Source organism: Exiguobacterium sp. Leaf196, from assembly GCF_001423965.1.
In the GTDB taxonomy this organism is placed as follows: domain Bacteria; phylum Bacillota; class Bacilli; order Exiguobacteriales; family Exiguobacteriaceae; genus Exiguobacterium_A.
The window spans coordinates 13,108-28,288 of record NZ_LMPV01000001.1; the positions used below are offsets into that span (position 1 = coordinate 13,108).

The following is a 15,181-nucleotide window of genomic DNA, read 5'->3' on the forward strand; positions in this document are numbered from 1 at the left end:
AAAGTATTCTTTCGTATTGTATGAAAACACAACTCCATGCTACGGTAAGCCTCGGAAAAAGGAGAGAGGATGAAATGGCATGGATGTGTTACGTCTGATATCTGCTTGGGTCTGGGGAATTCCAAGCATGGTGTTGTTAGTAGGAACGGGAGTGTACTTTACGATTCGTTTACGTGGTCTTCAGTTTCGTCGCTTGAAACAAGCGTTTCAATTGTCTGTTCAAAAATCAGGACAGGGTGAAGGGGAAATTAGTAGCTTTCAGATGTTAATGACGTCTCTTGCAGCGACGATCGGGAACGGAAACATCGCGGGAATCGCGGTCGCCTTGACGATGGGCGGACCGGGTGCAGTCTTTTGGATGTGGATCGTCGGTTTGATCGGAATGGCGACGAAATATGCGGAAAGTCTTCTTGCGATTCTTTTTAGAAGTCGAAATGAACGCGGCGAAGCTGTCAGTGGACCGATGTATTATATCGAAAAGGGACTAGGTGCAAAATTTAAATTCCTCGCCATCTTGTTTGCGGCATTTGGTTTGATTGCATCATTTGGTGTCGGGAACACCGTGCAAGCGAATGCGATGGCAACGGTGCTTGAGCAATCGTTTCATGTACCGCTTCTACTCTTCGGCATTCTGCTCGCGCTGGCGGTCTATGTATCGATTCGTGGTGGACTTGAACGCGTCAGTGCGATCTCGACGATCTTTGTTCCGATCATGAGCTTACTTTATATCGGTGCCGCTTGTGTCCTTTTAATATTGAAGGCGGATCAGATTCTACCAGCCTTTGGTTTAATCTTTGAGTACGCCCTCCAGCCGCTTGCGCCTGCAGGAGCCTTCACCGGTGTATCGATCATGATGGCGATGCAAGTCGGTGTAGCACGTGGTATTTTCACGAACGAAGCAGGACTTGGGACAGCAGCATTGATTGCCGGATCTGCGAAAAGTGAGCGTCCGGTCGAACAAGGATTGATTTCGATGACGAGTACCTTCATCGTGACCTTGATCGTTTGTACGATGACGGCACTCGTCCTTCTGACGACAGGCTTTTGGGATCCGTCAGGCGGACTACATTCAGGTATGACGCATGATGCGAATCTTTCCGGGGCAGCACTGACAGCAACCGCCTTTGCGAGCGTCCTTGGATCATTTGGAGAATGGACTGTCGCATTCTCCGTCTTCTTCTTCGGTTATTCGACGATCATCGGTTGGTATGTCTATGGAGAGAAGTGCTTGGAGTACTTGAGCGGTACGACACGTTTCAACGAAGGATACCGTGTATTCTTTGCACTCGCAGCCTGTTATGGTGCCGTCGCGCAATTAGAACCGTTGTGGCTCGTCGCAGATATCGCAAATGGATTGATGATGATTCCGAACTTGATCGGGATGCTGTTCTTGTCGCACTTGGTCATTGAACAAACGAGGAATTACGAACGGACGGGTCATAAACGAGTCGCTTAAACGAACAAAAGCCGTGATGCCTTTAAACAGGCACCACGGCTTTTATGATGAGACGATTCATCCATTCGTCCGACGACGACTGTAGATGAGGAGTGTCAGTAAGAAAATCAAACTCAGCGCAACGAGGACAGAGAGTGAAGCGACGTTCCAGCCGATGACCTCGAGTAAAACACTGATCGCAACCGTCAAATAGAAGATACCGAGGTACTTTTTGACGAATGGGCTTTCGAAGTGCGTCAATTGCTTTGCGCCAATCGGTGCTCCGAGCAAGGCACCGACGATCAGCATGATTCCGACCAGGATATCGATGTTCGTACTTGCGACCGTGTAATTGACAAGTCCCGATAGGACAATCAGCAACGCGGAAGCAATACTCGTTCCGACCGCACGTTTCAACTCATAGCCAACGATCCCGACGAGTAACGGGGTGATGATGAAGCCACCGCTGACACCAAGTAATGAAGAAATGAATCCGGCGAACAAACCAGTGAAGGCAAGAGCGAGATATCGATTTTTCCACCCCGTCTGTTCACCCGTCGTTGATTTCGGACGTAAAAATTTATTCGCGAAGTAGAGTAAGAGACCGATATAAACGATTGAGATGACGAGATGAGCACCATTGACTGCCTCTAGACGAAGAACGAGTGGTGTCGCGATCGTCGAACCGATGATTCCGACGCCACCGACGACGAGACTATCGCGCCAGACGACATTTTTAAGACGTAAGTGAGAGATCGTTCCTGAAACGGTAGATCCAAGTGTCAGCATAAGACTCGTCGCGATCGCGACACTTGGAGCATATCCTAAAATGAGTAACAGGGGCGTCAAGATGATACCGCCACCGATTCCGAAAAATCCGGAAATGATTCCAATGAAAAATCCGAGGATTAAGAAATAATAAAAAGCGAGATCCATGTACAGTCTTCCTTTCCTTTTCTTCTCTATTATTCACTTAGTATGGCAATGAATGAGAAGAATGTAAAAGGGGACGGCTCCTTCAAGGGGGTTGAAGGAGCCGTTAAGGGGAACTTATTCTTTTGACGCGGCGACTTCCGTTGCTGCATCGATACCGGTATTGGCCTTGACTAAGATACGTTCGAAGTTACCGGCAACCTCGTTCGATTTCGTCAACAATGTCCCGACGATAGCTCCGAGGAAACCAAGCGGGATGGAGACGATTCCTGGATTCGTCAGCGGGAAGAGGGCTTCCCCGACGAACAAGGCTGAACCGTCGACTGCCCAAAGGTTTGGACTGAGTGCGACGAGAATCAGTGAAGAGAATAACCCAACGACCATACCTGTGACAGCTCCGCCAGTATTGAAACGGCGCCAGAAGATCGTCAAGAGAATGACTGGCAAGTTGGCACTTGCCGCGACAGCGAAGGCAAGCGATACGAGGAACGCGACGTTCATCGATTGTGCGAACAATGCCAGTACCATCGAAATCAAGGCGACAGCGATGGAAGCAAGTCGCGCTGCCGTCATCTGTTCTTTTTCCGTTGCTTGCCCTTTGCGTAGAATATGACTATAAAAATCATGAGCAAAGGCAGACGCAGCGGATAAGACAAGTCCTGCAACAACGGCGAGGATTGTCGCAAAAGCGACCGCAGCGACGAATGCAAAGAGTAAATCGCCACCAAGTGCTTTAGCGAGAAGTGGCGCAGCCATGTTACCAGCAGCATTAGCAGCGATGATATCTTCAGAACCAACGAAAGCAGCAGCACCAAAGCCGAGGAAAATCGTCAAGATATAAAAGACACCAATGATCCATGTCGCGTACACGACGGATTTACGAGCTGTCGGAGCATCCTTAACAGTAAAGAAACGAATTAAGATATGTGGTAATCCAGCTGTTCCAAGAACGAGCGCGAGATTGAGCGAAATCGTATCGAGTGGTAACTTAAATTTGTTTCCAGGATTCAAGAATGAATCCCCGAGCGGCGTGGCTTGTTTCACTTCTGAAAACATCTTGAAGATCGAGAAATCGAACTTCGCGAAGACCATGAACGAGATGACGGCTGTTCCTGCCATCAAGAGAATTGCTTTGATGATTTGAACCCACGAAGTCGCAGTCATACCACCGAAGACGACGTAGACCGTCATTAAGATACCGACGATGATGACACTCGTCGTATAAGGAATTCCTAACAACAATTCAATCAAGGCACCTGCACCGACGAGTTGCGCGATCATGTAAAAAATCGAGATCGCGATCGAGTTCATGGCAGCGACTCCACGAACTTTTGAGGCGTTAAAACGAGCGGCAATCATATCAGCCATCGTGTATTTTCCGAGGTTCCGAAGTGGTTCGGCAACGAGGTACAAGACAACAAGATAAGCAACGAGGAAGCCGATCGAGTAAAAGAATCCGTCGAATCCGGCTAAAGCGATCATCCCGGCAATTCCGAGGAACGAGGCGGCTGACATGTAGTCGCCGGCAATCGCCATCCCGTTTTGTGCACCAGTGAGTCCGCCGTCCGCTGTATAAAAGTCGTTAGCTGTTTTTGTTTTACGGGCAGCAAAGTATGTAATGACGAGCGTCAAACCGACGATTGCTGCGAATAGGGCAACGGCAGTATAATTCATTTCGACTCCTCCTTGATCTGTTCGACGAGTCGATCAAAGGCACGTGCTTTTTTGCTATACATCATGCAGAACGTCCACGTCATGATGAACTGGGCAAATGCGAATACCCAAGCTCCTGTAATATCACCGAATACTGGCTCATTCAAAATCGTGAAGTAACTTGTCAAAATCGGAAGCGCAAAATAAAAAATAAGGCAAAAACTAATAGCTGGAAGAATGAAGCCGTTCTTTTGGCGCATCAATTGTTGAAAGGTAGCACTCTCGACGATTGCTGGAGCAGATTGAGTCGCTTCATTTTTTTGAACTTCGGACACTTGATGCATGAGGACGCCTCCTTTAAGGAATGAATGTAAATTCATTATAAGGATGTCGTTTCTGGAAAAGCTATCCTAATTTTTAATAAGAAAAGATCATTATTATATTAATATTGGTCATACCAATTTAATGTAAGCGTTTTCAATATTGAACATTGTTTGAACGTTATTTTTATATATTAATCACTTTATAAAATGATTCAAAAGACCTAGTCCCTAGAAAAATGAGAACAGCTTAAAAAGCCTGTCTATGGAATCATAGACAGGCTTGAGTCATTTTTCAGATGGACGTTCGATCTTATCTTCGATTTCTCGTAAATGATCCGCACGTTTTGAAAGGGCACGACGCTTCAACCATTCTTCCGTCCCGCGACTAACTCCCCAGATGGCGAGTAAAATCAAAAATAGAAGGACAAGACGCATCGGACGTTCGAGGAACGTGGACCATTCCTTTCCGATTAGCGAGAAGATGATGACGACGATCAGACGCCCGGCACCAGCAGCGATCAAATACGTCCGCAGCGATAGTTGAATCATGGCAGAAATGGACGTGATGATGAACGCAGGCATGAATGGAAGCGAAAAAAAGAATCCGAGTGAGATGGGACTCATGTGACGAACACGTTCAATCCACTGTTGCGCGGCATGGTGTTTTTCAAGCCAACGCGTGACCGGACGACGAAATAGATATCGAATACAAGCGAAGACGACGAGTGATCCAAGCATGCTCCCGACCCATGATACGAGAACACCCATACCAAAACCATAAGTTGCCGCATTCGCGGAAATGATCAGGACGAGTGGTAGGAAAGGAAATAGAGACTCAAGAAACGGGGCAATCAAACCGGTGGCAGCTCCTCCAGGTAAGTCTTGGAGAAAGAAAATCATCTGCTCGATCCAGTCACGAAGTGTATGGAGCATTCGGAATCCTCCTTGCGAGATGTACTACTGTGTTTTATTTTACCTCTTTCTGATTCAGAAAGGGAATGAAATTCCTTGAAAGGGATTCAGGAATTGTAGATTGTACATTCGAAAGGGAGTTGGTATTATACTTAAATGGGTGCGTTTTGCAGGCGTTCCCAGCTAGTCAATAGCTAGACGCTTCGTTTGCCAACGTTCGTTTTACTGCAAAAAACTGACATGGGGGCTAATGAGGAATATGAAACCTTATCGCGTACTATTATTTTATAAGTATGTTCCAATTGAAAATGCGGAACAGCTAACGAAAGAGCATCTTGCTTACTGTAAAGAGCTCGGTATCAAAGGTCGGATTTTGATTGCACCAGAAGGAATCAACGGCACACTCTCTGGAACGGTCGAACAAACGGAACAATACATGAAGGACTTGACGGCGGATCCACGATTCGCTGACATCGAATTCAAAATTGATGAAGTTGAAGAGCATGCCTTCAAAAAGACGTTCGTCCGTTACAAAAAAGAACTCGTCACATGGCGTTTTGAGGACGAATTCAACGTACCAGAAGAACACGCTGCGTATCTTGAACCAGCAGAGTGGAAAGAAATGATGAAACAAGATGACGTCGTCATTCTCGATGTACGCAACAACTACGAATACGACCTCGGACACTTCAAGAATGCCGTAAAAGTCGATGTCGATGCTTCACGGGAATTCCCTGAATGGCTAGACGAGAACGAGCATTTGTTTGAAGGAAAAAAGGTTCTCACATACTGTACGGGTGGCGTTCGTTGTGAGAAATTCACGGCGTACTTCCGTAAACGGCAACAGAGTGATGATATCTTCCACCTGAAAGGCGGAGTCGTCATGTATGGAAAAGATGAACAGACACAAGGAGAAGACTGGGAAGGTGAACTATACGTCTTTGATGAGCGTGTACAAGTTCCTGTCAATGCCGTCAATCCGTCTGTCGTCTCAGAATGTTACTACTGCGGAAAACCGGAGACGCGCTATGTTAATTGTGCAAACCCGGAATGTAATCGACAGCACTTCTGCTGTGAAGAATGCGAACCAAAAGTCATGCGTTCGTGTTCCGATGAATGCCGGGAGCATCCGCGCAACCGTTATGAAAAAGAGCAACAAGAAGAATTAGTATAAGGCACGCGTAAAAAGCCGGATGATTTCTTTAATAGAAACCGTCCGGCTTTTTTTGTGTATTCAAGAGGACGGGAACAAGTAACGTAAAATATCTGGCAAACGTTTGGCCCAGGCCGTTTCATGATGGATTGCTTCCGGAATGATCGTATAGCGACTTTGAGTGAGTTTCTGTTCAACCGCTCGCGCTAAGACATCATTCGTGTGTAAATAATCCGTCTCGGTCATCGGACCACTCACTTCTTTTGTGCCGACGTCCATATAACAGCGATGCGTTGCAGACAGAGACGGGCTTCGCTCTATGAATTCAAGGAGTGAGGAGAAGTTTGCCCATCCGGCAGTCGATAAGGCAGCGACGCGCGTGATGACTTCCGGATACGCGAATAATCCATATAGCGAGATGACGCCACCCATCGAACTGCCGATCATTGTCGTATCATCAGGGCGTGTCGCATAGTTGGCATCAATGTATGGTTTTAACTCGCGGATGATCCAGTCCATATAGACCTTACCGTTGCCACCAATTGACGTCCGATGCGAAGGATAGGCGCTCCGCATCAATAAGGCTTCGTCACTCCAAGGAGCATAGTCATCGTACCGATCCATTCCATCTTCTGGACTGTCAATCGCGACGACCATTGCCGGAATCTGTGTCTGTTGTAGTGCAAGATGAATCTCCCAGCCTTTTCCGAACGAGGCGGTTTCTCCACTAAAGACGTTTTGTCCATCATGCATATAAATTACTGGTAATGCTTCAGAAGGATCCAAATGGGGCGGACGATGAATTCGAATCGTCCGGTGGGCTTGTGATGTCGGTAGCGTCATTTCAATTTCCGTAATCGACAATAGAGTCACGACCTTTCAAAGGTTTGCATAATGCGCGGTACAATTGCGTCCGTTGTGTTTTCCGCCGACATAGAGTGCATGGTCGGCTTGACGTAACGATTCTTCGAACGTCCGTTGATATCTTTCATCCACTGTATCAATTCCGAGGCTGACGGTTAAGGACAGTCGGTGACCATCGACGAGGAAGGGACGATCCATGACCGCATGGCGGACCGTCTCGGCAATCTGAATAGCAGCCTCTTGACTACCATTTCGCAACAGAAGCACGAATTCCTCCCCACCATAACGAGCAGCAAAGACATCATCATGTTGCAATTGGATCGCCTGGATACGTCGGCCGAGTTCACGAAGGACGAGATCACCTACTTTATGACCGTACGTATCATTGACACGTTTGAAATGATCGATATCGAACAGAATTACGGAGAGCGGGTAGGAGTCAGCGGCAAATTCCTGCCGACCGTGTTCATAAAAAGCACGGCTATTCGGTAATTCGGTCAAAGCATCGGTCCGACTTTCCGTATAGAGTTGGACCGTTTCACGCGAGCGTTCTAAGACGCGACAAAAGGTACGAAGCAAACGAGATAATTCGTCAGCATTTGTCACATCATAGGCGTCAGCGACTTGATGGAACAGGATGATCGAAACATCGACCTCTCCGCTCGTAATCGAAGGAATCGCTAGCATCGAGTGACGATCGACAGGCAATCCGATTTGAATATCGTTTCCCCAGTCGCAACGCAGACCATAGATGATTGGGGTATGCAAATCGTCAGCTGACAAGGAATGAAACAGTGGTAACACGTCGATTGGTTGTTTCGTCCGAATGTTATAGATGACTTGTTTCCGCTGTTGTTGAATTGAGATCCAACCTTCAGAAAACGGCAACAGATGTGGTAAATCGAGGAGTAACGAATCGATCGTCTCGCGCTCGAAGCGGGAAATCAACAAGTGTTCCTTCGCATCATCAAATCGTTTGGCATTATCGTTTGCTTCAAGGGAGTCACCACGTTCTTGCAACAGACGTTTGAACAAGAAGAGAATCAAGGCGGATACTGTAGCCGCGACGAGCGGACTTTCATCGTAGAACCAGATTCCAAGTAGAGCACTTAACATGCTGATTCCATAAACGAGGGACTGCAACTTCACGAGACGTCGCCAATCGTATTTCAAGTAGAGGAAGCGATTGACGAACAGACATTGGAAGTAAGAGACAAGGAAGACAGTGATCAAAAAGCCGATGAAGGGAAGCAGGGCTTTCGTATACGTAAAGTTTGAGCCGATCGGTCCACCGAGCGCTTCATACGCAAATACCGGAAGCGAGATGTAGACTAAATCAAACAAGGCGTTGATCGGGTAGAGATAGGCGAAACGTTTCCAGCGAATCGCTTTTCGGTGAGACATGAATTGAAAGACGAGAATACCGACTTGGCTTAAAATCAAAGCGTACGTCAAACCGTAATTGAGGAATAAAAATAAGATGATGCCTTCTTGGAATGTATAATAAATGCCGCCACGACGGACATTATCGAACTGAAACAGGAGAACGAGCCCAAACAAATAAAGGGTATTGACGATGGAGATGGAAGGATGGAAGGTAGGTGGATGAACGATGCCAATCAATAATAACGTCAAGGCGACGAGACTGAAAACGATCCAGCTCGTCCGGGCTACCTGTTGGTAGTAGCGCATGAAACATCCCTCCCCCTGAGAAGTATCTTTTATTCCTATACCCGAATTGTGGAAATTTTGATAAGCCATTTACCAAAAAAATAAGGTTGAGAGAAAAGAAAGAATTGCGTATAATGTGAAAGATATCGAATACAGTCGATGATGAAGAGAGTAACGGTTGATTTTCGTCAACTAGCGAATCAGGGAATGGTGGAAGCCTGAGGACGAACCGGTCGTGAAGCGCACTTCTGAGACGCTACCCGATTCCTGAAGGAAAAGGCGTAGCCGGGGGAACCCCGTTATCCCCGAACAAGGTGGGTGTCAAAAATGACACCAAGAAGAGTGGTACCGCGGTCATTCCGTCTCTTTGCGCGTGGCGCAAGGGGCGTTTTTTATTGCCAAAAATCAGTGAAGCAGGAGGAAATAAAGATGAGTTATAAAACGCAATACGCAGAAGTATTACATCAAGTCATGGAAGGTGCCTTATCGGTTGAACAAATCGAACAACTGATCGAGCAACCGAAACATGAAGATCATGGAGATCTGGCATTCCCATGTTTCATGCTCGCGAAAGCATTCCGTAAAGCACCGAACATGATTGCTTCGGAGCTCGCAGAAAAAATTGATGCGCCGTTGTTCTCAAACGTTCAAGCTGTTGGTCCTTACATTAACGTCTTCTTGAACCGGGAAGTCGTCTCGCAAGAAATCGTCAACCAAGTCCTGACGGAGCAAGAGGCGTTCGGATCAAGTGAAGCGAATGGAAAAACGATCGTCACTGATTTTTCATCACCAAACATCGCGAAACCTTTCTCGATGGGTCACTTACGTTCAACAGTAATCGGAAATGCGCTCAACCAAATCTCACGTAAAAAAGGGTACGACGTCGTCGGTGTCAACCACTTAGGGGACTGGGGAACACAGTTCGGGAAATTGATGGTGGCGTACACGATGTGGGGTGAGGAAGAAGCGGTCCGTGCAGAACCAATCAAGGAATTGTTGAAATTATACGTCCGGTTCCACGAAGAAGCGGAAACAAATCCGACGCTTGAGGACGAAGGACGTCTCTGGTTCAAAAAACTCGAACAAGGTGATGAGCAGGCAACGACGCTTTGGACGTGGTTCCGTGAAGTCTCACTCGTCGAGTTCAACCGTGTTTATGAGATGCTCGGAGTTAAATTCGATAGCTTGAACGGAGAAGCTTTCTACAACGATAAGATGCAACACGTCATCGATTTGCTTGAAGAAAAAGATTTACTCGTCGAATCAGAAGGGGCAATGGTCGTCGACCTCGAAGCAGAAGGTATGCCGCCTGCTTTAATTAAAAAGAAGGATGGCGCAACGCTTTATGCGACACGTGACTTAGCAGCTGCTGTCTATCGTCTCGAAACGTACCGCTTTGAGCAAGCGTTCTACGTCGTCGGTGGGGAACAAGCGCTTCACTTCAAGCAATTGTTCGCAGTCCTGAAGAAACTTGGATTTGAGAACGTCGACGGAATGCACCATGTACCGTTCGGTTTGATCATGAAGGACGGAAAGAAAATGTCGACGCGTAAAGGTCGGATCGTCTTGCTTGAAGAAGTACTACAAGAAGCAATCGACGTCGCGAAGCAAAACATCGCGGAAAAAAATCCGAACTTAGCGAATGCCGAAGCCACAGCTCGTCAAGTAGGTGTCGGCGCCGTCATCTTCCATGATTTGAAAAATGAACGGATGAATAATATCGAGTTCGATCTTGAGCAGATGTTGAAATTCGAAGGTGAAACAGGACCGTATGTCCAGTATACGAATGCTCGTGCGCACTCGTTGCTCCGTAAAGGTAGCTATGATGGCACACCATTCGCTGGTAGTGCCGATGATCATGCATGGGGTGTCGTCTCGATGCTGAACCAATTCTCGACGGTCATCGATCGCGCGTTTACACGTCGCGAGCCGTCAATCATCAGCCGTTACGTCTTAGATCTTGCACAAAGCTTTAATAAATACTACGGACACGTCCGTGTTCTCGAAGATGACGCAGCAAAACAATCGCGTCTTGCACTCGTCAAGTCTGTCACGATCGTCTTGACAGAAGGTCTTCGTTTACTTGGTGTCGGCGCTCCGGAAGAAATGTAAGACCAATCCACGAATAAGAAGAGGTAGATTATGAAGACTGAGACGAAAGACCGATTACAGCAAGCTGCTTCACAGATGAAGCAGGAGCCTTTGGCAGAAACCGTCGCCTTCATGGCTGATTTTCACGGGAAAGTCGCTGCTTGGTTACCGGGAGAGTCTGTCGATTTCGTTCACGATTTCGTGACAGCGCCGGAAGCTGATTTGATTGCTCCGATTGAAGGAGACGCGTTGCGCACGAAAGACAATTTTGAATTCTTCATGCGTAAGAAACAGACACGAAAAAAACTCGGCGAACTGTTGACGCTTTGGAAGTCGGCACGCACGACAGAGACGTTGAGTCAAATCGATGCGATCGGATTAAAAAAATGGCTCGCTCGTAATGAATTCCGTTCGGAAGATAAACCATGGGATTATTTGAACCGTCTGCATGTTCTTCTGTTCCTTGATTTGATGACGACGATCATCGATGATCATCGATTGACGAGTTTGCATGAGCAACTTGTCGGTACAACACCAGTTCCGACGAGCTTCGTTCGTCGTCAAGGGGATGTCCGTCAAGTCATCGAAGCATTCGCGGAAGAGACGAACTTCACACAAGTGGATATCGTCAAGGCATCGCTTGTCCGTTATCTCTGATCAATAAGATGCATGAACAAAAGCCGTCGCGCCCTGTGCCCGACGGCTTTTGTCGTATCCTCTTACTTCGCCTGATAGAATACGATCGATTGTTGCACTGAATCGTAAAGACACCATTCTCGTTCGAACACGACAGGACCTAGATTGATGGCATATCGTCCTCCATTAATGGATAAAGATTGATACAATGGGCTCGACAGAGCAATACCATTTCGAAACAAACCTCTGATATGACTATGACCAAAAAAGAGTACTGGTTCACGTTGCTGTGACAGATCAGGCAAAAAATCACGGGACCAATTCAATTGATCTCCATGAATCAACAATGCACCCTCGATGTGTTGTTTTCGAGGGCAGTCGCGTAACGCATCGATGACAGGAGATAGTTGCGGTGGAACGAGCGACAGGATGCGCTCTTCTTGATTACCCAGTAATGTCTTAAAATCAATTAGGTTTAAAAAATCATCATCAAGCGTCACGACGAGGGAGAGCAATTCGAAAGAATAGCGCTTCGCTCGCTTTTTACCGACATGGCATTCATGAACATCACCGAGACAAAACAAATGCGCATCGGGAGCGAGCTGTCGTATGTCAGCTAGGACAGCCGCTGTGTCGGCTACTGAACTGTGAAGATCCGCAAAAAGGGCATAACGCATGATCGACCACTCCTTTGTTAAGGAGATACCCGAAAATGCGTTATGCCTATCTTTTGAATATGAGCGTTCAGATCAATCGATTAACGGAAGTTAATGAATTGAACATCGACTGATAATGGAAGCTCACGAACGATCTGCATGACTTGTTGTAAGTCGTCACGTGATTTACCTGTGACGCGGATTTGGTCATCTTGGATCTGTGTCTTCACTTTTAATTTCGATTCCTTGACGGCATTGTTGATCTTTTTCGCGTCGTCACGGTCGATTCCACTTTTCAGGATGACACGTTGTCGGACCGTATTCCCGGCAGCCTGCTCGACTTTTTCATACTGCAGGTTTTTGGTTGGGACTTCGCGCTTGATCAATTTTGCTGTTAAGACATCTTTGACTTGATCGAGTTTGAAATCGTCATCTGAGATTAGAATCAAATCCTCTTTTTCGAGCTTCATGTCGCTCTTTGAACCTTTGAAGTCGAAGCGGTTCGTGATTTCCTTCAGTGCGATTTGGACCGCGTTCTTGACTTCCTCGATGTTGATTTGTGACACGATATCAAATGAATTATCTTTTGCTGCCATTTCAATCTCCCCTTTCATTCCACTCTCTATTTTAGAGAGGAATACCGGAAGCGTCCACTGCTTTGAAATTTTGTTATAATAAAAACCATGAAATGAAAGGGGTGCTTGGCTTTGAAACAAACAGCAGACATGTTGACGCTCACACCGCAAGAACTGGATGAGCGATTTGCCTATAGTGGAAATGATTTAGGAGCGACCTTCTCAGAGACAGCGATTCACGTGCGCTTGTGGGCGCCGACAGCAGAACGTGTCGTGATTCGTCTCTACAAGACACTACGCGCACGAAAAGTCGAAGAGGTCGAGATGGTGGCAGACGAACGAGGAACGTACGTCGTTGAACTCGATCGAGCGACATATGAAGGTTATTTCTATACGTTTCAAGCGAGCATCAACGGACAAAAGGTCGAGGCGGTCGATCCGTATGCGAAAGCCGTCGGAACGAACGGAAAGCGCGGCGCATTAATTGACCCGACCAGTGTGACACCAGAACGATGGATTGAAGAACGTCCATTGTTCCATTCTTCGCAAGACGCAGTTGTCTATGAATTACACGTACGCGATGCAACGAGTCATCCGGCCAGTGGTGTCGTTGCACGTGGTACGTTCGCTGGACTGACGGAAGCAGGGACACGGACACCAAATGGTGGATTGACAGGGCTTGATTATTTGGCAGACCTCGGTGTGACACATGTCCAGTTACTACCGATCTATGATTTTGGCTCGGTCAATGAGACAGCGCCGAACGACCCGGATAACTATAACTGGGGTTATGATCCGGTGAACTACTTTGCGCCGGAAGGTTCGTACTCCTCGAATCCGGATGATCCACGAACGCGGATCCTTGAATTAAAACAATTGGTGCAGGCGTTACATGATCGCGGGATCCGTGTCATCATGGACGTCGTCTTCAATCATACGTATGATGCGGCGACGGTTCCGCTTGGTCAGTTCGTTCCTGGATACTTTTATCGTCAAGAGGCGGATGGGAGTCTCTCAAACGGTAGTTTCTGTGGAAATGATACTGCATCTGAACGTCTGATGATGCGAAAGTTCATTCTTGATTGTGTGACGTACTGGGCGAAAGAATACCATCTCGATGGGTTCCGCTTCGACTTAATGGGACTTCATGATGTTGAGACGATGAATCAAGTGCGCCATGCACTTGACCGGATTGATCCATCGATTCTGATCATCGGTGAAGGCTGGGATCTCGATACGCCACTTGATCCGGAAGAAAAAGCGAACTATTTCAACGCACCGAAGATGCCAGGAATCGCTCATTTCAACAACGGTTTACGGGACGGGGTCAAAGGCGACGTCCAAACGCCAGAAGACCGTGGTTTCATCAGTGGTGCATTTGACCGGACGAGTGAAGTCAAACGGGGAATCGCTGGTAACGTCTCTTCGCAAGGGTTTGCCGATGAGCCGAATCAAGTCGTCTCGTACGTCGAGGCTCATGATGATTTGACGATTTGGGATAAATTGACGGTGTCTCGTCCAGAAGACACGGAAGAGATTCGTCGGAAACGGCAAATGCTTGCAAATGCGATCATTTTGACGGGACAAGGGATTCCTTTCCTCCATGCCGGACAAGAGTTCTTCCGGACGAAAGACGGTATTCGTGACAGCTTCAATGCCGGAGAGGTCGTGAATCGTCTCGACTATGAACGGGCAGAAACAGAGCGTCCAGCAGTCGAGTACGTCAAAGGATTGATTGCCCTTCGTCGTCAGTATCCGATGTTCCGTCTCGCAAACGCGGCGATGATCAAAAAACATCTTCGTTTCCTTGAAGAAGAGGAAGGTGTCATTGCCTTTGAACTGAAGCGAACATATGAAGGATACGTCGAACGGCAGCGTGTCTATCACAATGCGACGGAAAAAGATATCACGATTGAATTGCCAAATGGTGAATTCGAGGTGTTGGTTGAGTCGGGTGCCGTTAAATTACACGCACCACGGTTGCACGAAGAAAAACAGTTAGTCGTTCCAGCATTGACGACTACGGTCATTGCGGAACGAAAAGCAGATTACAAGAAATACGCGGTAGCAGGTGGTGCAGCACTGACGATCATCGGATTGTTGTACGCAGCGAACAAGCGTCGAAAGAAAACCGATTAAATGGAGAAGGATGAAGCACTAAATGGCTTCGTCCTTCTTTTGTGTGCGGATGACAGTCCGATGTCAGCCTGTCATACAATTGACTTACGAAAATCATTGAAAGATTGTTTGAACATACATCTTTCGGGAACAATTCATAT

13 protein-coding genes and 1 other annotated feature are annotated in these 15,181 nt (G+C 47.1%); of the genes, 5 read left to right on the forward strand and 8 right to left on the reverse strand.

Going from position 1 to position 15,181, the window contains the following annotated elements:
• The first annotated feature begins 79 nt into the window (after window positions 1–79).
• Window positions 80–1,456 carry a sodium:alanine symporter family protein gene (locus ASG02_RS00075; protein ID WP_056059856.1) on the forward strand — a complete coding sequence of 459 codons (1,377 nt, stop codon included), beginning with the start codon at window positions 80–82 and terminating at the stop codon, window positions 1,454–1,456.
• 57 nt (window positions 1,457–1,513) lie between these two features.
• On the opposite strand, the gene ASG02_RS00080 is transcribed toward ASG02_RS00075, so the two are convergent.
• The 4 genes from ASG02_RS00080 to ASG02_RS00095 form a co-directional block, all read right to left on the reverse strand.
• Entirely contained in the window at window positions 1,514–2,371 is an 858-nt protein-coding gene (locus ASG02_RS00080; RefSeq protein ID WP_035412101.1) for a sulfite exporter TauE/SafE family protein, read from the reverse strand.
• Between the two features lie 114 nt (window positions 2,372–2,485).
• On the reverse strand, window positions 2,486–4,042 hold the full coding sequence (locus tag ASG02_RS00085) for a cation acetate symporter (RefSeq protein ID WP_035412105.1): 1,557 nt from the start codon (window positions 4,040–4,042) through the stop codon (window positions 2,486–2,488).
• Window positions 4,039–4,365 carry a DUF485 domain-containing protein gene (locus ASG02_RS00090; protein ID WP_056059859.1) on the reverse strand — a complete coding sequence of 109 codons (327 nt, stop codon included), beginning with the start codon at window positions 4,363–4,365 and terminating at the stop codon, window positions 4,039–4,041. Before ASG02_RS00090 ends, ASG02_RS00085 begins: the two co-directional genes overlap by 4 nt.
• Window positions 4,366–4,629: 264 nt before the next feature.
• Window positions 4,630–5,277 carry a TVP38/TMEM64 family protein gene (locus ASG02_RS00095; protein ID WP_023469681.1) on the reverse strand — a complete coding sequence of 216 codons (648 nt, stop codon included), beginning with the start codon at window positions 5,275–5,277 and terminating at the stop codon, window positions 4,630–4,632.
• Between the two features lie 238 nt (window positions 5,278–5,515).
• Here ASG02_RS00095 and ASG02_RS00100 point away from each other — a divergent pair, with 238 nt between their 5' ends.
• Entirely contained in the window at window positions 5,516–6,430 is a 915-nt protein-coding gene (locus ASG02_RS00100) for a rhodanese-related sulfurtransferase (protein WP_023469680.1), read from the forward strand.
• Window positions 6,431–6,490: 60 nt separating this feature from the next.
• Here ASG02_RS00100 and ASG02_RS00105 read toward each other — a convergent pair whose 3' ends face one another.
• Both ASG02_RS00105 and ASG02_RS00110 read right to left on the reverse strand, forming a co-directional pair.
• Window positions 6,491–7,273 (reverse strand): alpha/beta hydrolase, encoded by a 783-nt coding sequence (locus ASG02_RS00105; protein WP_056059862.1) that lies wholly within the window; start codon window positions 7,271–7,273, stop codon window positions 6,491–6,493.
• Between the two features lie 15 nt (window positions 7,274–7,288).
• Window positions 7,289–8,965 carry a GGDEF domain-containing protein gene (locus ASG02_RS00110; protein ID WP_035412114.1) on the reverse strand — a complete coding sequence of 559 codons (1,677 nt, stop codon included), beginning with the start codon at window positions 8,963–8,965 and terminating at the stop codon, window positions 7,289–7,291.
• 129 nt (window positions 8,966–9,094) lie between these two features.
• Window positions 9,095–9,314 (forward strand) — a binding site (T-box leader).
• Window positions 9,315–9,373: 59 nt separating this feature from the next.
• Between ASG02_RS00110 and argS the strand changes: the two genes are divergently transcribed.
• Window positions 9,374–11,056 carry an arginine--tRNA ligase gene (gene argS / locus ASG02_RS00115; RefSeq protein WP_056059865.1) on the forward strand — a complete coding sequence of 561 codons (1,683 nt, stop codon included), beginning with the start codon at window positions 9,374–9,376 and terminating at the stop codon, window positions 11,054–11,056.
• Between the two features lie 30 nt (window positions 11,057–11,086).
• Entirely contained in the window at window positions 11,087–11,692 is a 606-nt protein-coding gene (locus ASG02_RS00120) for a hypothetical protein (protein ID WP_035412119.1), read from the forward strand.
• 62 nt (window positions 11,693–11,754) lie between these two features.
• Here ASG02_RS00120 and ASG02_RS00125 read toward each other — a convergent pair whose 3' ends face one another.
• Together ASG02_RS00125 and ASG02_RS00130 are read right to left on the reverse strand one after the other, a co-directional pair.
• Complete coding sequence (locus ASG02_RS00125) at window positions 11,755–12,348, reverse strand: metallophosphoesterase (protein ID WP_056059868.1); 594 nt, start codon at window positions 12,346–12,348, stop codon at window positions 11,755–11,757.
• 80 nt (window positions 12,349–12,428) lie between these two features.
• Entirely contained in the window at window positions 12,429–12,923 is a 495-nt protein-coding gene (locus ASG02_RS00130) for a YajQ family cyclic di-GMP-binding protein (protein ID WP_023469671.1), read from the reverse strand.
• A 111-nt stretch (window positions 12,924–13,034) separates the two neighbouring features.
• Between ASG02_RS00130 and pulA the strand changes: the two genes are divergently transcribed.
• Complete coding sequence (gene pulA / locus ASG02_RS00135) at window positions 13,035–15,041, forward strand: type I pullulanase (RefSeq protein WP_235513987.1); 2,007 nt, start codon at window positions 13,035–13,037, stop codon at window positions 15,039–15,041.
• Window positions 15,042–15,181: the final 140 nt, after the last annotated feature.